General features: G+C 72.6%; 19 protein-coding genes and 1 pseudogene. 11 read left to right on the forward strand and 9 right to left on the reverse strand.

Annotated elements, in window-relative coordinates; translation table 11 throughout:
- Window positions 1-102 precede the first annotated feature (102 nt).
- Window positions 103-690 (forward strand): DUF4245 family protein, encoded by a 588-nt coding sequence (locus ABD709_RS09245; protein ID WP_344774580.1) that lies wholly within the window; start codon window positions 103-105, stop codon window positions 688-690.
- On the opposite strand, the gene ABD709_RS09250 is transcribed toward ABD709_RS09245, so the two are convergent.
- From ABD709_RS09250 to ABD709_RS09260, 3 genes are read right to left on the reverse strand one after another with little or no spacing between them, the layout of a single operon-like run.
- Window positions 687-896, reverse strand: coding sequence for an exodeoxyribonuclease VII small subunit (locus ABD709_RS09250; RefSeq protein WP_344774582.1), 210 nt, complete (start codon window positions 894-896; stop codon window positions 687-689). The genes ABD709_RS09245 and ABD709_RS09250 overlap by 4 nt on opposite strands.
- A complete protein-coding gene (gene xseA / locus ABD709_RS09255) occupies window positions 889-2,133 on the reverse strand; it encodes an exodeoxyribonuclease VII large subunit (RefSeq protein WP_344774584.1) in 1,245 nt (414 codons plus the stop codon). Before xseA ends, ABD709_RS09250 begins: the two co-directional genes overlap by 8 nt.
- A gap of 25 nt (window positions 2,134-2,158) precedes the next feature.
- Window positions 2,159-3,844 (reverse strand): NAD(P)/FAD-dependent oxidoreductase, encoded by a 1,686-nt coding sequence (locus ABD709_RS09260; RefSeq protein WP_344774585.1) that lies wholly within the window; start codon window positions 3,842-3,844, stop codon window positions 2,159-2,161.
- Window positions 3,845-3,860: 16 nt separating this feature from the next.
- On the opposite strand from ABD709_RS09260, the gene ABD709_RS09265 reads away from it, so the two are divergent.
- The 3 genes from ABD709_RS09265 to ABD709_RS09275 are packed head-to-tail and all read left to right on the forward strand — an operon-like array spanning window position 3,861 to window position 5,679.
- Window positions 3,861-4,226, forward strand: a complete 366-nt coding sequence (locus ABD709_RS09265; RefSeq protein ID WP_344774587.1) for an MmcQ/YjbR family DNA-binding protein — start codon at window positions 3,861-3,863, stop codon at window positions 4,224-4,226.
- Between the two features lie 26 nt (window positions 4,227-4,252).
- Complete coding sequence (truA, locus tag ABD709_RS09270; RefSeq protein ID WP_344774589.1) at window positions 4,253-5,077, forward strand: tRNA pseudouridine(38-40) synthase TruA; 825 nt, start codon at window positions 4,253-4,255, stop codon at window positions 5,075-5,077.
- Window positions 5,074-5,679, forward strand: coding sequence for a class I SAM-dependent methyltransferase (locus tag ABD709_RS09275; protein ID WP_344774591.1), 606 nt, complete (start codon window positions 5,074-5,076; stop codon window positions 5,677-5,679). The genes truA and ABD709_RS09275 overlap by 4 nt, the downstream gene beginning before the upstream one ends.
- Window positions 5,680-5,681: 2 nt before the next feature.
- On the opposite strand, the gene ABD709_RS09280 is transcribed toward ABD709_RS09275, so the two are convergent.
- Window positions 5,682-6,776, reverse strand: coding sequence for a hypothetical protein (locus tag ABD709_RS09280; protein WP_344774593.1), 1,095 nt, complete (start codon window positions 6,774-6,776; stop codon window positions 5,682-5,684).
- Entirely contained in the window at window positions 6,773-7,270 is a 498-nt protein-coding gene (locus ABD709_RS09285; RefSeq protein ID WP_344774595.1) for a SigE family RNA polymerase sigma factor, read from the reverse strand. The genes ABD709_RS09280 and ABD709_RS09285 overlap by 4 nt, the downstream gene beginning before the upstream one ends.
- A 122-nt stretch (window positions 7,271-7,392) precedes the next feature.
- Between ABD709_RS09285 and ABD709_RS09290 the strand changes: the two genes are divergently transcribed.
- Window positions 7,393-8,064 carry an SIMPL domain-containing protein gene (locus tag ABD709_RS09290; protein WP_344774596.1) on the forward strand — a complete coding sequence of 224 codons (672 nt, stop codon included), beginning with the start codon at window positions 7,393-7,395 and terminating at the stop codon, window positions 8,062-8,064.
- 24 nt (window positions 8,065-8,088) lie between these two features.
- Here ABD709_RS09290 and ABD709_RS09295 read toward each other — a convergent pair whose 3' ends face one another.
- On the reverse strand, window positions 8,089-8,760 hold the full coding sequence (locus ABD709_RS09295; protein ID WP_344774597.1) for a maleylpyruvate isomerase family mycothiol-dependent enzyme: 672 nt from the start codon (window positions 8,758-8,760) through the stop codon (window positions 8,089-8,091).
- A gap of 54 nt (window positions 8,761-8,814) precedes the next feature.
- Here ABD709_RS09295 and ABD709_RS09300 point away from each other — a divergent pair, with 54 nt between their 5' ends.
- From ABD709_RS09300 to ABD709_RS09310, 3 genes are read left to right on the forward strand one after another with little or no spacing between them, the layout of a single operon-like run.
- Entirely contained in the window at window positions 8,815-9,261 is a 447-nt protein-coding gene (locus ABD709_RS09300; protein WP_344774598.1) for a hypothetical protein, read from the forward strand.
- A 48-nt stretch (window positions 9,262-9,309) separates the two neighbouring features.
- Entirely contained in the window at window positions 9,310-11,037 is a 1,728-nt protein-coding gene (locus ABD709_RS09305) for an ABC-F family ATP-binding cassette domain-containing protein (protein ID WP_344774600.1), read from the forward strand.
- Window positions 11,034-12,071, forward strand: a complete 1,038-nt coding sequence (locus tag ABD709_RS09310; protein WP_344774602.1) for a GNAT family N-acetyltransferase — start codon at window positions 11,034-11,036, stop codon at window positions 12,069-12,071. The genes ABD709_RS09305 and ABD709_RS09310 overlap by 4 nt, the downstream gene beginning before the upstream one ends.
- Window positions 12,072-12,143: 72 nt before the next feature.
- Here ABD709_RS09310 and ABD709_RS09315 read toward each other — a convergent pair whose 3' ends face one another.
- On the reverse strand, window positions 12,144-13,388 hold the full coding sequence (locus ABD709_RS09315) for a S1C family serine protease (protein ID WP_344774604.1): 1,245 nt from the start codon (window positions 13,386-13,388) through the stop codon (window positions 12,144-12,146).
- A gap of 58 nt (window positions 13,389-13,446) precedes the next feature.
- Window positions 13,447-15,075, reverse strand: coding sequence for a long-chain-fatty-acid--CoA ligase (locus ABD709_RS09320; RefSeq protein WP_344774606.1), 1,629 nt, complete (start codon window positions 15,073-15,075; stop codon window positions 13,447-13,449).
- 74 nt (window positions 15,076-15,149) lie between these two features.
- On the opposite strand from ABD709_RS09320, the gene ABD709_RS09325 reads away from it, so the two are divergent.
- A complete protein-coding gene (locus tag ABD709_RS09325; protein ID WP_344774608.1) occupies window positions 15,150-15,971 on the forward strand; it encodes a DUF2127 domain-containing protein in 822 nt (273 codons plus the stop codon).
- A 39-nt stretch (window positions 15,972-16,010) separates the two neighbouring features.
- Here ABD709_RS09325 and ABD709_RS09330 read toward each other — a convergent pair.
- A pseudogene (locus tag ABD709_RS09330) lies at window positions 16,011-17,307 on the reverse strand (citrate synthase).
- 209 nt (window positions 17,308-17,516) lie between these two features.
- Here ABD709_RS09330 and rplM point away from each other — a divergent pair.
- Together rplM and rpsI are read left to right on the forward strand one after the other, a co-directional pair.
- On the forward strand, window positions 17,517-17,960 hold the full coding sequence (gene rplM / locus ABD709_RS09335) for a 50S ribosomal protein L13 (RefSeq protein WP_344774610.1): 444 nt from the start codon (window positions 17,517-17,519) through the stop codon (window positions 17,958-17,960).
- A gap of 25 nt (window positions 17,961-17,985) precedes the next feature.
- Entirely contained in the window at window positions 17,986-18,498 is a 513-nt protein-coding gene (gene rpsI / locus ABD709_RS09340) for a 30S ribosomal protein S9 (protein WP_425575089.1), read from the forward strand.

Consider the following 18,498-nt stretch of genomic DNA (forward strand, 5'->3'; position numbering starts at 1 on the left):
TGCGTCCTTCTGTCACGAAAAAGGCCGCAGATGCCGAGGTGTGTGCAGGCGCGCGGGTGCCCGGCTGGGTCGGCTCGGCGGGTCTGGAAGGATAGGGGTGCGATGAGTACGACGGAGCAGCAGCCGGCGGAGCCGACCGGGCGGCCGGGGAAGTACCAGCGCAGCGCCGGCGGCCTGATCGCCGCGCTGGTGACGACCGCCGTCGTGATCGGCGCGCTGATCTGGGTGATGGGCCTGTTCCGGCACGACACGGACATCGGGCCCGACTCGGTCGACCTCCGCACGACGATCGCGGAGTTCCAGCAGGGCGGCCTGCAGCCGGTGTACCCGAGGTCGGTGCCGGACGGCTGGACGGTGACCGCGGCCGAGGTGCCGGAGGACCAGGGCGGGTTCGAGATCCGGATGCTCACCGACGACGGGAAGTTCGTGGGGATCGCGGTGGCCAAGGGGTCCAGCCCGTTCGAGCTGCTCCACCACCTCGGCGAGGAGGAGGCGACAGCGGAGGCGGCGTACTCCAGCGACGGCTCGGTGGCACCGAAGTGGGACAGCTACAGCGACGGGTCGGACCACGCGTACGTCGCCGAGCTGTCCGGGCAGCGGCTGGTCGTGGTGTACGGCGACGCGCCCGCCTCGGACCTCCAGGACATCGTCGACCGACTGACGACCGCGCCGGTCGGCTCGAAGAGCTAGTCGTCCGGCTCCTCGTCGTCCCCCAGCACGGCGTCGAGCCGCTCGCGGGCGCCGTCGAGCCACTCCTGGCAGACCGTGGCGAGCTTCTCGCCCCGCTCCCAGAGAGCGAGCGACTCCTCGAGGCTGGAGCCCCCGGCCTCGAGCCGCTGGACCACCTCGACCAGCTCGGCACGGGCGTCCTCGTAGGACGGCTTCTCCTCAGGCATCGCTCTCCTCGGTCTCGGTGTGGCTCTCGCTGTGAGTGGTCGTGGCGTGGATCCGGCCGTCGGCGACGCGCACGCTGAGCTCGGCGCCGACGGCGACGGTCCCGGCCGAGGTGACGACGTGTCCGTCGGCGTCCTGGACCACGGCGTAACCGCGCTGCAGGGTCGCCAGCGGCGAGAGCGCGCGGACCCGCGCGCGGTGGTGGTCGACGTCGTCGGCCGCCCGGTCGAGCCGGTGGGTCAGGCAGCGGCGGATCCGGTCGCGGTAGGCCCGGAGCTCGTCGGCCCGCTGGTCGAGCAGCACCCGGGGGTCGCCGAGCGCCGGGCGCGACCGCAGGGCGTCGAGGGCGGCCTGCTCGCGGTGCAGGTAGCGGTCGAGCGCGTGCCGCAGCCGGTCGCGGCCCTGGACGACCCGGCCCCGCTCCTCGCCGACGTCGGGCACGATCCGCTTCGCCGCGTCGGTCGGTGTGGAGGCGCGCACGTCGGCCACCAGGTCGAGCAGCGGCGTGTCCGGCTCGTGGCCGATCGCCGACACCACCGGCGTGCGGACCGCCGAGACGACCCGGACCAGTCCCTCGTCGGAGAACGGCAGCAGGTCCTCGACCGACCCGCCGCCGCGCGCCACGACGATCACGTCCACGCCGGGGTGGGCGTCGAGCCGGCGCAGGGCGTCGATGACCTCCGCCGCGCTGCGCGTGCCCTGCATGGCGGCGTACGCCGTCTCGAACGCCACGCCCGGCCACCGCCGGGTGGCGTTCTCGACCACGTCGCGCTCGGCGGCGGACCCCGGCGCGGTCACCAGCCCCACGAGGTGGGGGAGGAACGGCAGCCGCCGCTTGCGCTCGGGAGCGAACAGCCCCTCGGCGGCGAGCAGCTGCCGCCGCTGCTCGAGCCGGGCCAGCAGCTCGCCGAGGCCGACGGCACGGATCTCGCGGGCCTGCAGGGAGATCGTCCCGCGGTTGGCGTAGTAGGACGGCTTGGCGTGGATGACGACGCTCGCGCCCTCCTGCACCGGCGTCGGCAGGCTGTCGAACAGCACCCGCGAGCAGGTGACGGTGACCGACACGTCCGCGACGGAGTCCCGCAGGGTCAGGAAGACGGTGCCCATGCCCGGTCGCCGGCTCACCTGCGCGACCTGGCCCTCGACCCACACCACGCCGAGCCGGTCGATCCAGCCCGCGAGCGCGTTCGCGACCTGCCGGACGGGTGCCGGCTTCTCGGGCGAGGTCTCCAGGGCCACGGGGTGACCCTATTTCATGGGTCCGTCAGGAGAGGTGGGCGTGCACCAGCGGCACGACGCTGGCGCCCTCGCCGGTCGCCGCGGCCACCCGCTTCATCGAGCCGGACCGCACGTCGCCCACGGCGAAGACGCCGGGGACGGTGGTGCACAGGTCGGGTGGCGGCACACCGTCGGTCCAGGCGTCCGTCGGGACGTCGCGACCGGTCAGAACGAAGCCGTGCTCGTCGCGCACGACCGCGTCCGGCAACCACCCGCAGTGCGGCTCCGCGCCGAGGAGCAGGAAGAGCCCGGTGGCCGGGACCTCGTCCTCCGAGCCGTCCCGGCTGTCCCGCAGCCGCAGCCACTCCAGTCGGTCCGCCCCGCCGCCGCCGACCACCTCGGTGCACGGCCGCACCTGGACGCGGTGGTGATAGCTGATCTCCTTGACGAGGTACGCCGACATGGTCGCCTCGAGCCCCTCGCGGCGGACGACGATCGTCACCGAGCGCGCGAACCGGGCCAGGTGGAGTGCGGCCTGGCCCGCGGAGTTGCCGCCGCCCACGACCACGACGTCGCCGCCCTCCATCTCCCGGGCCACCGACATCGCACTGCCGTAGTGGACCCCGCGGCCCACCAGCGCCTCGAGCGGCTCGACGCCGAGCTTGCGGTAGCTCACGCCGGTCGCGAGCACGACCGCGCGCGCGTGCACGTCCCCGCCCTCGGTGTGCACGACGTGCGGGGCGCCGTCCGCGCCCGGCGTGAGGCCCTCGACCGACCAGCCGGTGAAGAACCGGGTGCCGAAGCGCAACGCCTGGTTGCGCGCCCGCTGGGCCAGCCGCATCCCGGAGACCCCGCGCGGGAAGCCCAGGTAGTTGCGGATCATCGAGCTGGTCCCGGCCTGCCCGCCGATCGCCTCGGCCTCGATCGCCACCGTGCTCAGGCCCTCGGACGCGCCGTACACGGCCGCCGCCAGGCCCGCCGGTCCGGCTCCGACGATGCAGAGGTCCACGACGGTGTTCGCCCCCTCGGGGTCGATCGAGTCCGGCCTCCCGTAGATCGCGGCGGCCACCTCCCGCACGCTGCCCGGCGCGACCAGCCCGACGCGGATCGTCCGCAGCAGCGGGAAGGACGGCTCCCCACCCTGCACCTCGCGCCACTCCTCGACCGCGGCCCGGCCGACCTCCGACTCCGGGGTGTACGCGGCGGTCGGCATGCCCATCCGCTCGAGGAACTCGCGGATCGCCCCGGCCAGCGGGTTGCCGGGCTCGGAGACCACCTCGGCGGTGACCACCTCCGGCCGCGCCACGGTGGAGCCCCAGTCCGACAGCAGCTCGCACACCGCGGTGTGGAACTCCTCGTCGCGCGCGCCGCGCGGCATGAGCAGGTAGGCGTCGTACTTCCCCGTGACCATGCCCGGCCGCATCGACTCGGCGTCCTCGAGGAAGTGGTCCCAGTGGGCGGCGACCAGGCGACGCGCGGTCGGTACGGCGACCCGCAGCCGGTGCAGCGCCGGCATGATCGGGCCGTCGGCCACCCGCGACTCGGTCACGAAGAGCGCGACCTGGCGGCCCTCCTGGCGGACCCGGCCGGCGATCTCCTCCGCCTCCGCGACCGAGGCAGCGACCCGGACGTCGTAGTCGCGGGCGTAGCGGCCGAACTCGTCGCGGAGGAACTCGCCGCGCTCCTCCGAGACCAGGACGATGGCAGGTTGCTCGACAGACGGCTCGGTCACGAGTGAAGTATGAGCCGTGGACGTGGAGCGCATGCAGGAGCACTGTCTCGCCAAGCCCGGGGCGTGGACGGACAACCCGTGGGACCACCACCACCCGGTCGTCAAGGTCGGGCCGGGGGAGCGCGGCAAGATCTTCGCCTTCCTCGGCGCCGAGGGGGTCGGGGTCAAGGGTGGCCGCTCCCGCGAGGCCGCGGACGAGTGGATCGACCGCTACCCCGGCGACGCCTCCGTGATGCGCTACATCGGGCGCTCGGGTTGGAACGACCTGGCCTTCGGTGGCGCGATCCCCGACGACGAGCTGCTCGAGGCGGTCGACGAGTCCTACCGGCTGGTGGTGGAGGGTCTTCCCAGGAAGCTGCGCCCGGACGGGTGGGACGGCTGACCGGTGGCGCCTGGGAGACTGGCCCGGTGCGGATCCGCCTCGACCTGGCCTACGACGGCACCGACTTCCGGGGCTGGGCGACCCAGCCCGGGCTGCGCACCGTCCAGGGCGAGGTGACCGCCGCCCTGCACACGGTGCTGCGGGTCGAGGCGGGCACGCTCCAGGTCGTCTGCGCCGGTCGCACCGACTCCGGGGTGCACGCACGCGGCCAGGTCGCCCACTGCGACCTGCCCGACGACGTCCGGCTGCCGCCGGAGTCGTTGTGCCGGCGCGTGAACGGCGTGCTCGCGAGCGACGTACGGGTCAGGCGGATGACGCCGGCACCTCCCGGCTTCGACGCGCGGTTCGCCGCACTCTGGCGGCGCTACGCCTACCGGATCGCCGACGAAGCGGGCGCCGTCGACCCGCTGCGCCGCCACGAGGTGCTCGCCTGGGGACGGCGCCTGGACCTGGACGCGATGAACGCCGCGGCCGCGACCCTCACCGGCCTCCACGACTTCGCGTCCTTCTGCAAGCGGCGCGAGGGCGCGACGACGATCCGGACCCTGCTGGAGTACTCCTGGACCCGCGACGACACCGGCGTCCTCGTCGGCCACGTCAAGGCCGACGCCTTCTGCCACTCGATGGTGCGGGCGCTGGTCGGCTGCCTGATCGCCGTCGGCGAAGGCCGCAAGGAGCCGGCGTGGGCCGCGCAGGTCCTCGCGGCGGAGCGCCGCGACACGGCCGTGGTGGTGGTGCCTGCGCACGGGCTGACCCTGGAGGAGGTCGCCTACCCGCCCGACGAGGACCTGGCGGCCCGGGTCGAGCAGACCTCCGCCAAGCGGGCGATCCCCGAGCAGGAGGAGTCGTGAGCGACGAGCACTACTTCTCGGCCGACCCGTCGGTGCCGTTCGAGCGGACGACGGTTCGCGCGGAGGTCTGGGGCCACGAGCTGGAGCTGGAGAGCGGCTCGGGGGTCTTCGCCCACGGCCGGCTCGACATCGGGACGTCGGTGCTGTTCCGGTCGACCGACCCGCCCCGGGGCGGCCGGATCCTCGACCTCGGTTGCGGGTACGGCGTGATCGGCCTCGCCTGCGCGGTCGCCGCACCGGAGGCCCGGGTCACGGCGGTCGACGTCAACCGCCGCGCGCTGGCCCTCGCATCCGGCAACGCCGAGCGGCTCGGCGTCGCCGACCGGTTCACCGCCTCGCACCCGGACGACGTGGCCCCCGGGTCGACGTACGACGAGATCTGGTCCAACCCGCCGATCCGGATCGGCAAGGCCGCGCTGCACGAGCTGCTGCTCACCTGGCTGCCGCGGCTCGTACCCGGCGGCCGGGCGACCATGGTCGTCGGCAAGAACCTCGGCGCGGACTCCCTCCAGCGCTGGCTGGGCGACCAGGGCTTCCCGGCCGAGCGGGTGGCCAGCGCGAAGGGGTTCCGGGTGCTGCGGATCGGACGCGCCGGGGACTGACGTCACCGGGTCGGCAGCGTCAGGGTCGCGCTCGCGTCGTCGTACACCTGCTCGCAGAGGCCGGCCGCGGCGGAGCAGTCGAGGAGCAGGCGTCCCGGTCGGCGCGGGTCGTCGGCCGCGACGAGGAAGCGGTCCGCGGAGGTCCAGCGGATCTGGACCGCGTCGCCCTCGAACCCGCGCACGACCTTCCGGTCGCCCGTGGCCGTGTCCAGGACCTCCAGGTCGTCGGACATCTGGTCGTCGATCTGGTCCTGGGACGGGGCGGTGGCGTAGGAAGCCCCGTCGGTCGAGAGGCCGCCGATCGCAGCACCGAGCTCGCCGGTGCGCTGCGTCCCGTCGGTGTCGAACATCCACACGCCGCCGTAGCCCTGGTAGCTCACCACGCCGCCGGCCATCTGGCCGCCGATGTCCTCCTCCGGAGCCAGGATCTCGGTCGTGGCTCCGTCGTGCACGGCGAGGCCGGTGGGGATGCCGATCAGCAGAGCCCCGTGGTCGACCGAGAGCAGCCGGTCGTGCGGCCCGAGCGGGACCGGTCCGCCGACCTCCCGGCCGGTGGCGACCTCGAGGACGTGGGCCACGTCCTCGAGGTCCACGTAGGCGGCCTGGGACCCGTCGGGTGAGACCGCCACCCGCTGCACCGCTCCGGCGACCAGCGGCCGGGGCTCGCCGGCGACGCCGTCCGGACGGACGGGGATCAGCACCAGGTGGCTCTCGGTGGTGATCGCGACCGCACCCTCGTCGGTCAGCGCCACCACCTCCTCGACGCGCACGCCGGAGTCGTGGGCGGCACCGTCGGGCGTCAGCACCACCAGGTGCCCGCGGACGGTGACCGCGACCGTCTGCCGCGCGCTCGCGGGGCCGTCCGGCACGCTGTCCGTCACCGTCGCACCGTCGCGGTCGCCGGGATGGTCGCCGGTGACCACGGCGGCGCCGCCGGCGAGGACGGCGACGGCAGCCGCGGCGACCAGCGCCGTGCCGCCGGCCCTCCGGACGCGGCGGGCTCGGACTCGCCGCTCGAAGCCCAGCCGGTCCATCGGCGGCACGGGCACGGCCTGCGCGACGGCGTCGAAGGTGGTCCGAAGGTCGGTGCCGGTCATCGCAGTTCCTCCACGAGGTCGTGTTCGGGCAGCTCGGCGCGGAGCCGTTGGATCGCGTTGTGGGTCTGGCTCTTGACGGCGCCGGGGGAGCAGCCGAGCTCGGCGGCGGTCTGCTCGACGCTCAGGTCCTCGAAGTAGCGGAGCACCAGGACCGCCCGCATCCGCGGCGGGAGCGAGCGGACCTGCGCCCACAGGGCGAGGTGGTCGGCGCGCAGGCCGAGGCCTCCGTCGTGGCCGACCTCGGGCAGCTCCGCCCGGCTGACCTCCCGGCCGCCGCGGCGCCACCGGTTGGTGAGCTGGTTGGCCATCGCGGTCCGCACGTAGCCGTCCGCGGCCCGCTTGTCGCGGATCCGGTCCCACCGGGCGCACGTGCGCACCAGCGCCGACTGGAGCAGGTCCTCGGCGTCGTGCGGGTCGCCGGTCAGCAGGTACGCCGTCCGGTACAACGGCGCCCAGCGAGCCGTCATGAACTCGCTGAAGGAGATGTCGCTCATCGGGGCCCTCTCGGGGGACGGTGCTGTCGAAGGGTGAAGACACCTCACCGCACGGGAAGGTTCACCCGCCCCGGGCAACGATGGTGTCGTGACCGGTGCTGGCGCCGGGCTAGGTTGCGTGCATGGCCACCGAGCTCACCGTGCGCGGCTCCTTCTCCGCCTTCGAGCCGCCCGAGCGCGCCACGGCCCGCGCGACCCTCGGCCTCGAGGGCCCGCAGCTCCAGCCGGTCTTCGACCGGGTCGTGCACGCGCTGGAGCAGGTGAGGTCCTCGGTGCAGCCGCTGCACGACCCCGAGCGTGGCCCGGTGACGTGGTGGGCGACCCAGCAGGTCCGGACCTGGGCGCAGCGCCCGTGGAACCAGGACGGCAAGCAGCTCCCGCTCGTCCACCACGCCGCCGTCGGCGTCGAGGTGAAGTTCCGCGACTTCGCCGCGCTGGGTCGGTGGGTGAGCGAGCACGTCGAGCGCACCGAGGGGTTCGGCCTCGACGGCGTCACCTGGGCGCTCACCGAGCAGCGGAAGCAGGAGCTGGTGCGGCAGGTCCGCACCCGCGCGGTCCAGGACGCGGCCGCTCGCGCGCAGCACTACGCCGACGCGATCGGCCTGGGTCCGGTGCGCCCGGTCGCCGTCGCCGACGCAGGGATGCTCGGCGACGGGCTGCGTCCCGACTTCGGCCCGCAGGCGGCGTACGCGCGCGCGGCCGGACTGGGCGGCGGCGGTGACGTCCAGCTCGAGCTGTCGCCCGAGGACATCGAGGTCGCGGCGTCGGTGGACGCCCGGTTCGTCGCGGAGTGACCTGCGATCAGCGACGCTGCTCCTTCACGGCGTGATCGCTGCCTCCAGCAGTCCGGCCGCGACCGGGTCGCCGACCGTGGCGCGCTTCCACAGCGCCTCGAGGACGTACGCCGCCCGGCCGCTGATCGTGGCGACGGGCTCGCCGGCGCCGAGCTCGACCGGCGCGGTGTCGACGTCCTCGGCCACCAGCCGGAGGGTCCCGGCGAGCGGCTCGGTGCGGCCGAGCCGGACCTGGCGCGGGTAGAAGACCGTCACCACCTCCTCGACCCCGTCCCAGGCGAGCCCCGGGTCGACGCGCCACTCGCTCGCGCGGTCCTGCGACGCGAGCGCGTCGAGCAGGTGCATCGTCGTCTCGTGCACCTGCCGCCGTCGCCAGAACCCGGCGACCTTCTCCGGGCCGAACGCCCAGGCCGGCGCGTCCGGCTCGGTCGCGGCGAGCACCTCGACCAGGTGCGCCGCCGCCGCGCGGTAGCCGGCGACCAGCCCGTCCCGGTCGAGCGGGCCGGGTGGTGGCTGGCCCTCCGGGTTGCCCTCGGTGACGGCGTGCGCGGCCCAGGCGTGCACGCCGCGGAGGTGTTCGCCGAGGTCGGCCAGCGACCAGTCGGGGCACGCGGGAACCCGGGCCGACAGGTCGCCCTCCTCGAGCACGGCGGCGAAGCGCCCGGTCGCGTCGTCGAGCGCGGCGATCCAGTCCATGACGCCAGATTCTCCCGCAGGGAACGAGCAGCCCCCGGGAGACGTCCGAGGAGCGTGAAGCCACCTGCCGCGGTCCTGGCGATCGCGACCCTCCTCGCCGCCTGCGCGCTGGCCGGCTGCTCCGACGACGCGCCTCCGGCCGTCGAGGGACCGAGCGCCGCGCCGGCGACGACCTCCCCGCTGCCCGGTGGGCTGGAGCGGGTCCGTTACCGCGGCGCCACGGTCGACGTACCCGAGGACTGGAAGCCTCTCGACTGCGGCGAGTTCGACTGGACCCAGCTCGGGCCCGCCGGGCCGGGGCCCTGCGGTGGCGGCGTCGGGGTGGCCTTCTACGGCTCGGCGACCTATGACCCGAAGGACCGGGCCGGCGTGATCAGCCCGGTCGGCACCGACCCGGCGCTGTTCGGCGGCTACGCCTACAGCGGCGACTGGGCGGTCTACGTGCAGACCCCGCAGCGCACCCTGACCCGGCAGATCCTCGCGAGCGTCGACCAGGGCTGACGGAAAACCGGCTGCGGAATCCCCTGCGCTCCCGGAGAATCGACGCCCGTGGGTCACGTAGAGGTCACCGGCGTCCGGTTCGAGCTGCCGGACGGGCGCGTGCTGCTCGACGACGTGTCCTTCCGGGTGGGCGACGGGCAGAAGGTCGCGCTGGTCGGCGCGAACGGCGCCGGCAAGACCACGTTGCTGCGGATCGTCACCGGCGAGCTCGCGCCGCACGCCGGTGCGGTCACCCGCTCCGGTGGCCTCGGCCTGATGCGGCAGATGGTGGACAGGATCTCGACGGGCGCCAACGGGGACGTCCCCGACCCCACCGTCGCGGACCTGCTGCTCTCGCTCGCGCCGCCCCGCGTGCAGAAGGCAGCCGCCGAGGTGGACCGGTGCGAGCTCGCCCTGATGGACGTCGACGACGAGCCGACCCAGCTGCGCTACGCCGCGGCGCTCGCCGAGTACGCCGACGCGGGCGGCTACGAGCTCGAGGTGACCTGGGACGTCTGCACGGTCAAGGCGCTCGGCATCCCCTACGACCGCGCCCGCCACCGGGCGCTGCGCACCCTGTCGGGCGGCGAGCAGAAGCGGATCGTGCTCGAGTACCTGCTCGCCGGCCCCGACGAGGTGCTGCTCCTCGACGAGCCCGACAACTTCCTCGACGTGCCCGGCAAGATCTGGCTGGAGCAGCGGATCGCCGCGTCGGAGAAGACCATCCTGTTCATCAGCCACGACCGCGAGCTGCTCGCGAACGCCGCGACCCGGGTGGTCACCGTCGAGCTCGGCGCCGGTGGTGGCGGCAACCTGGTCTGGACGCACCCGGGCGGGTTCGCGTCCTACCACGAGGCGCGCAAGGACCGGTTCGCCCGCTTCGAGGAGCTTCGCAAGCGCTGGGACGAGGAGCACGCCAAGCTCCGCGCGCAGATGCTGATGTACAAGCAGAAGGCGGCCTACAACTCCGACATGGCCAGCCGCTACCAGGCCGCGCAGACCCGGCTCCGGAAGTTCGAGGAGGCCGGGCCGCCGACCGAGCAGCCGCGTGAGCAGCAGGTGAAGATGCGGCTCAGGGGCGGCCGCACCGGCAAGCGCGCGATCGTCTGCGAGGGCCTGGAGCTGACGGGCCTGATGCGGCCCTTCGACCTCGAGGTCTGGTACGGCGAGCGGGTCGCGGTGCTCGGCTCGAACGGCTCGGGCAAGTCGCACTTCCTCCGGCTGCTGGCCGCCGGCGGGTCGGACCCCGACGTCGGGCACCGGCCCGTCGACGACGTTCCGGTCGCGCCGGTGCGCCACACCGGCGCCGCCAAGCTGGGCGCACGGGTCCGCCCCGGCTGGTTCGTGCAGACCCACGACCACCCGGAGCTGAGAGGTCGCACGCTGCTGGAGATCCTGCACCGCGGCGACGGCGCGCGCGACGGGCTCCCCGGCCGCAAGGGCATGGGCCGGGAGGAGGCGAGCCGCGTGCTCGACCGCTACGAGCTCAGTGCGGCGGCCGAGCAGCGGTTCGAGTCGCTCAGCGGCGGCCAGCAGGCGCGGTTCCAGATCCTCCTGCTCGAGCTGTCCGGGGCGACCCTGCTGCTGCTCGACGAGCCGACCGACAACCTCGACGTCGCCTCGGCGGAGGCCCTGGAGGCCGGCCTCGAGTCCTTCGACGGGACGGTCGTCGCGGTGACCCACGACCGTTGGTTCGCCCGCGGGTTCGACCGGTTCCTGGTCTTCGGCGCCGACGGCAACGTCTATGAGTCCCCGGCCCCGGTCTGGGACGAGAAGCGAGTGGAGCGGGTGCGATGACTGTGACGACTGCGATGACGACCCGGCCGGTCGACGTCCACGACGACGCCGACGTCGCCGCGTGGCACGCCGCGATGGTCACCGTCGAGGCGCACGAGCTCGGCGAGCACGCGGTCACCTGGACCCTGCCGGAGCTGCTCGTCGCGCTGCGGGAGCCGCGCAAGGACCGCAGGTGGGTGCCGTACGTCGGGGAGGTCGACGGCGAGGTCGTCGGCTACGGGGACGTGGGGCTCCCGCTCCTGGACAACCTGACCTCCGCGGAGGTCGGGGTCGGCGTACTCCCGGAGCACCGGCGGCACGGCTACGGGTCCCAGCTCCTCCGGCACGTCGAGCAGGTCGCGGCCGAGCACGGCCGCACCCGGCTCGACGCCATGGCGAGCTGGCCCTACGACGGCCCCGGCGACGGCGCCGGCACGCCCGGGGTCGAGTTCGGCCGCGTGCACGGCTACGCACTCGGGCTGTGCGACGTGCAGCGGGAGATGGCTCTGCCCGTCGACGAGGAGCTCCTCGAGCGGCTCGCGGCCGAGGCGGCGCCGCGGCACCCGGCCTACGAGCTGCGCACCTGGACCGGAGCGGTCCCGGAGGACCTCGTCCGGGGCTACGTCGAGCTCGACGCGAGCCTCACCAACGAGGCGCCGACCGGCGACAACGAGTACGAGGACCCGAGCACCGACCTCGAGGCGTTCCGCACGCGGGAGGCGATCCTCGCGAAGCAGCAACGCACGAAGTTCAGCTGCGTCGCCCTCGACGGCGAGGGGACCGTGGTCGCCTACACCGACCTGGTGCTCGTGGGCCACGACCCGCGCTGGGTGATGCAGTGGGGCACGCTCGTCCACCGGGAGCACCGGGGTCACCGGCTCGGGTTGGCGGTCAAGGCCGCCAACCTGCTGGCGATGCAGCGCTCCGGCGTCGACCTGGCCGACCGCTGCGTCGTCACCTGGAACGCCGAGGTCAACGACCACATGATCGGCATCAACGAGCAGCTCGGCTTCGTCAAGTCCGCCCGTTGCGGCGAGCTCCAGAAGAAGCCCTGAGGCTGGTACGCCGGGCCGGCAGAAGTAGCGCCCCCTTGTCGTGCACTTCTGCCGACCCGGCGAGTCGGTGGGTCAGGAGTTGCTCGCGACCGCGTCCGAGTCGAGCTTCAGGTCCGTGGTGTGCTCGGACCCGTCGCGCTCGTAGGTGACCTTGACGGTCTCGCCCGGGCGGTAGGACCGCACCGTCGCGACCAGGCCGTCGGAGCTGGTGATCGGCTGGTCGTCGATGCCGGTGATCACGTCGCCCTCCTGGAGGCCGGCGGCCCCGGCCGCCGAGCCGTTGCTGATCGACTCGATCTTCGCGCCCTCGGAGATCTGCGCGCCGCTGGTGTCCGCCGCGTCGCTGACCTCGATCCCCAGGCGGGCGTGCGTCGGGGTGTCGCCGTTGCGCAGCTCGTCGATGATCGGCCGGATCTCGTCGATCGGGATGGCGAAGCCGAGACCGATCGAGCCGCCCTGGCCGCCCATCGAGCTGCCGGCGGTCTGGATCGAGGCGTTGATGCCGACCAGGTGGCCGTCCATGTCGACCAGCGCGCCGCCGCTGTTGCCCGGGTTGATCGCCGCATCGGTCTGGATGGCCGGGTAGGCCGTCACGTTGTTCTGCGAGTCGCGGCCGACGTCGACCGGGCGGTTCAGCGCGCTTACGATGCCGCTGGTGACCGTCGAGTCCAGGCCGTACGGCGAGCCGATCGCCACGACCTGCTCGCCGACGGCGAGGCTCTGCGACTTGCCGATCGTGATCGGCTTCAGCCCGCTCACGTCCTGGGCCTGCACCAGCGCGGTGTCGGTGAGCGGGTCGGTGCCGACGACCTTGCCGGTGGTGTGCGTGCCGTCGTTGAACGACACCGTGACCGTCGACTGGTCGGCCGGGACCGAGCTGTCCAGCGTGACGACGTGGTTGTTGGTGAGGATCAGCCCGTCGTCGGTCAGGATCACGCCCGACCCGCTGCCGGCCTGGTTGCCGCCGCTGACGTCGAGCTCGACGACGGAGGGCAGCACGGCGGCCGCCACCTTCTCCACGCTCCCGGTGGGTGCCGTCGAGCCCGACGGGCTGGAGGTGTCGTTCGCCACCGTGAGGGGCGAGGACGACGAGCCGCCGGCGGAGGACGTGTCGTCGTCCGACGCCGCGTTCACGAGGGCGGCGCCGCCCGCACCCGCAGCGCCGCCCACGAGCAGCGCACCGGAGAGCACCAGGGCCGCGAACCGGGCGCGCTGCGGCCTGCGCGGCGGGGGCGGCGGAAGCAGCGAGGAGTGGGGAGGCTGCGACGGCGGGGGTCCGAACGGTGGCGTGCTCGGAGGCGGGAAGCTCGTGCTCATGCGACCAGGGTGGCCGCCCTACCTATGACGTGGCTGAGAGCCGATTGAGGAGTTGCTTTCAGACCTGTCGTTCGCGGTGGTCCCAGTAGGGCGAGCGCAGCTCGCGCTTGAGAATCTTCCCCGTGGGGTTGCGGGGCAGCGCGGGCACGAGGTCGACGGACTTGGGGCACTTGTAGTGCGCCAGCCGCTCGCGGCACCACTCGATCAGCTCGGCCTCGCCGGGCAGGGGAGGCGTGGCGTCCTCCTTCAGTGCGACGAACGCCTTGACCTGCTCGCCCCACGTGTCGTCCGGTACGCCGACCACGGCCACCTCGAGCACCGCGGGGTGCTCGGACAGCACCCGCTCGACCTCGGGGCTGTAGACGTTCTCGCCCCCGGTGATGATCATGTCCTTGAGCCGGTCGGAGACGAAGAGGTAGCCCTCCTCGTCGAGGTGCCCGATGTCGCCGGTCCGGAACCAGCCGTCCTCGGCCATCACCTCCGCGGTGTCCTCGGGCCGGTTGAGGTAGCCGGCCATCACCTGCGGCGACCGCAGCCAGATCTCGCCGGCCTCCCCGGTGGGCAGGTCCTGGCCGGTGCTGGAGTCGACCACCCGGATCTCCATCCCCGGGATCGCGCGGCCGGCCGACAGCAGGCGCTCCGGGCGCCCGTCGGGCTCGGCACTGCGGTGCTCGTCGGGCATCAGGTGGGTGGCGACGCCGGCGACCTCGGTCAGGCCGTAGACCTGGATGAAGTCGGTCTCCGGCCAGGCCTCCATCGCGGCGCGCAGCAGCGGCGGGGGCATGGGCGAGGCGCCGTAGGTGTAGGTCTTCAGCGCGCCGAACAGCTGCACCGCGTCCGGTCCGGCCTGCAGCACCTGGGCGAGCACCGCCGGCACCAGGAACGTGCAGTTGGCGCCGGCCAGGATCGCGCCGGCCAGCGACGCGCCGTCGGGGTCCCGCGTCATCACGCTGGGGACGCCGTCGTGGATGCCGAACAGCACGTAGGACGATCCGCCCACGTGGAACAGCGGCATCGCGACCATCGACTTGTCGCCAGGCCCGAATCCCCAGCCGTCATGGGCGTTCACGGTGTGGGCGACCATGTTGCGGTGGGTCAGCATGACCCCCTTCGGCCGGCCGGTCGTGCCGGAGGAGTAGAGGACGAGGCACACGTCGTCCTCGAGCACGTCGGGCCCGTCGTCGCAGGGCGTCGAGGCCTGCAGGAAGGCCTCGTACTCGTCACCCTCCGCGCCCTCCGGCGTCACCGCGATCACCTCGCGGACGTTCGGCAGTCGGTCGCGGATCGCCTCGATCGTGGGGAGCAGCTCGGTGCCGACGAACAGGACCTGCGCGCCGGAGTCGTTGAGGACGTAGTCGACCTCCTCGCCCGCCATCCGCCAGTTGACGATGGCGTTCGCCGCTCCGATCGACGCGGCGGCGAGGCTGATCTCCACGCAGGCCGGGTGGTTCTTGTCGAGGAACGCGACGACGTCGCCGCGGCCGATGCCGAGGTCGCGGAGCCCGCCGGCCGCGCGGTGGACCCGCTCGTGCCACTGGGCCCAGGTCCAGGTCCGGCCGAGGTAGGTGATGGCCTCGGCGTCCGGCGTTGCCTCCGCCCAGTAGTTGAGCCGGTCCTCGACGTACGTCGGCTCCGGCGGCGTCGCGGGCGGCCAGGAGGTCTGCAGGGGGTCGGTCGCGGTGCTCACCCGCGCGATTGTGTCGCAGGTCACAGATCCACACAACGACGCGCGGAGCGCGCGTCGCGGGCAGACTGGCCCGCGTGCGACTCAGCCCCTTCCGCGCCTTCGACTGGAACCTGCGCTCCTGCGGCCTCCACGGGCACGTGACCTACCGCCCCGACGAGCCCGCGCTCGCCGAGCGCCTGCACACGCAGACCGACGTCGGGGAGGCCTGGCGGTGCCTGCGCTGCGAGACCTTCGTCCTCGGGCCGCCGGCCGGGTCCGGCCCGGCCGACGACGCACCGCTCGTGCTGCGCGGCAACGCGCTCAAGGACGCGGCGATCCTCCGGCTGCTGGCCGTTGAGCGCGGCATCCGCGGGCTCTTCCTCCTGCTGCTGGCCTACGGCATCTACAAGTTCGACGGGTCCCGGGTCGCGCTCAAGCGCACCTTCGACGAGTACCTCCCGCTGCTGCGCCCGATCGGCGACCGCGCGCACGTCGACGTGGAGCACAGCGGCCCCGTGATGCTCATCGAGAAGGCGCTCTCCCTGCAGCACAGCACGCTGATCTGGGTCTGCCTCGGCGTCCTCGCGTACGCCGTGCTGCAGCTGACCGAGGCCACCGGCCTCTGGCTGATGCGCCGCTGGGGCGAGTACGTCGCCGTCGTCGGGACCTCGGTCTTCGTGCCCGTCGAGATCTACGAGCTGGTCGAGGGATTCACCGTCCTGAAGCTCGCCGCGCTCGTCGTCAACCTCGCCGCCGTCGCCTACCTGCTGTGGTCCAAGAGGCTGTTCGGCATCCGCGGCGGCCACGAGGCCTTCGAGAGGGCCCGGCACGCCCAGTCGCTGCTCGAGGTCGAGCACGCCGCGGCCGTGGACACGACGACGCCCGCCAGCCCGGGGGACAAGGTCACCACGGGGTAGCGGGCGTCGTACGGCGCGTGCTGCGCGGAGGGGGCCGGGTCAGGCCCAGCGCTTCTCGCGGTGGACGAACTCGAGGGTCCGGTCACCGGTGTAGATCTGCTTGGGCCGGGCGATCTTCTGCTCCTTGTCCTGGACCAGCTCCGACCACTGGGCCAGCCACCCGGGGGTGCGGCCGATCGCGAAGAGGACCGTGAACATCTCGGGCGGGAACTCGAGCGCCTCGTAGATCAGGCCGGAGTAGAAGTCGACGTTGGGGTAGAGCTTGCGCTTGACGAAGTACTCGTCCTCGAGCGCGATCTTCTCCAGCTCCTGGGCGACCTGCAGCAGCGGGTTGACGCCCGTCACCTCGAAGACGTCGTCGCAGGCCTTCTTGATGATCTTCGCGCGGGTCGTAGTTCTTGTAGACCCGGTGACCGAAGCCCATCAGCCGCTCGTCGCCGTTCTTCACGCCGTCGATGAAGGCAGGGATGTTGTCGGTCGAGCCGATCCGCCGCAGCATCTTGAGCACGGCCTCGTTGGCGCCGCCGTGCAGCGGGCCGAAGAGGGCGCCGATGCCGGACGCGACCGCGGAGTAGGGGTCGACCTGCGAGGAGCCGACGGACCGGACCGCGTTGGTCGAGCAGTTCTGCTCGTGGTCGGCGTGCAGGATGAACAGCACGTCGAGCGCCTTCGCGATGCGCGGGTCGGCGTCGTAGCGATGCTCGCTCATCTTGAACAGCATCGAGAGGAAGTTCTCGGTGTAGCTGAGCTCGTTGTCCGGGTAGATGTACGGCTTGCCCTGGGCGTGGCGGAACGACCACGCGCCGAGGGTCGGCATCTTCGCGATCATCCGGACGATCTGGATGTGCCGGTTCTCCTCGTCGGCGATGTTGCGCGACTCGGGGTAGAACGTCGAGAGGGCCCCGACCGACGCCATCAGCATCCCCATGGGGTGCGCGTCGTAGCGGAACCCGTGCATGAAGTCCTTGACGTTCTCGTGCACGTAGGTGTGGTAGGTGATCTCGTGCACCCACGCCTCGTACTGCTCGCGGGTGGGGAGGTCACCGTGGATGAGCAGGTAGGCGACCTCGAGGAACGTCGAGTCCTCGGCCAGCTGCTCGATCGGGTAGCCGCGGTACTCCAGGATCCCGGCCTCCCCGTCGATGTAGGTGACGGAGCTTCGGCACGAGGCCGTGTTCACGAAGCCGGGGTCGTAGACGGCAAGGCCGGGACCGTTCTCGTCCGCCTTGATCTTCCCGATGTCCGCGGCCTTGATGGCGCCGTCGTTGATCGGTACGTCGTACTCCGCGCCGGTGCGGTTGTCGCGTACGGTGAGGGAATCAGTCACGCCTTGCACCGTAGTCTCACCCTGCTAGGACCGGGTAGGCGGTGTCTGCGAATTGGACCCCTGCGGCCCGCGCGCCGTAGTCTTGTCGATCGCGTCTCCTGCCGCTCCCGCTCGCGGGGGCAGTCCCTCCTCAGAAGAGAAGGGCAGTGTTCGTCAGAAGACGCCGCGACGGGGAGTCCTCCGTCGTGTCAGACACGAACGAAAGTGTGGACTCCTCCATGCGTACGTACGCCCCGAAGCCTGGCGACATCTCGCGCCAGTGGCTCGTGATCGACGCGACCGACGTCGTGCTCGGTCGTCTCGCGGTCACCACCGCGAACCTGCTGCGCGGCAAGCACAAGCCGATGTTCGCCCCGAACGCCGACACCGGTGACTACGTCATCGTCGTGAACGCGGAGAAGGTCGCGCTCAGCGGCAACAAGCGCACCAACAAGCTCGTCTACCGCCACTCCGGCTACCCGGGCGGCCTGACCGCCACCCCGATCGGCGAGGTCCTCGACAAGGACGCCCGCAAGGCGATCGAGAAGGCCGTGTGGGGCATGCTGCCGAAGAACCGCCTCGGCCGGCAGATGATCAAGAAGCTGAAGGTCTACAACGGCCCCACGCACCCGCACCAGGCCCAGCAGGCCATCCCCTTCGAGATCACCCAGATCTCCCAGTGACGCATCGACGAGCGACGACAGGACTTTGAGGAACACCGTGGCTGAGAACACCACCGAGGTCGAGGAGACCTACGAGACCGACGAGCAGGGCCTCGCCTACACCAGCGAGACCGACGGGGCTCAGGCCGCCGACGCCCGTCCCGCGACGATCGCCCCCGGCGCGGCCACCGGCCGCCGCAAGGAGGCCGTGGCGCGCGTGCGGATCGTCCCGGGTGACGGCACCTGGACCATCAACGGTCGCACCATCGAGGACTACTTCCCGAACAAGCTGCACCAGCAGGTCGTCAACGAGCCGTTCACGACGCTCGGCCTGCAGGGCCGCTTCGACGTGATCGCCCGCATCCACGGCGGCGGCATCACCGGCCAGGCCGGCGCGCTGCGCCTCGGTGTGGCCCGTGCGCTCAACGCGATCGACATCGACGCCAACCGTCCGGCGCTGAAGAAGGCCGGCCTGCTCACGCGCGACGCCCGTGCGACCGAGCGTAAGAAGGCCGGTCTCAAGAAGGCCCGTAAGGCGCCGCAGTACAGCAAGCGCTGA

It is taken from the genome of Nocardioides panacisoli (assembly GCF_039537325.1).
Taxonomy (GTDB): domain Bacteria; phylum Actinomycetota; class Actinomycetes; order Propionibacteriales; family Nocardioidaceae; genus Nocardioides; species Nocardioides panacisoli.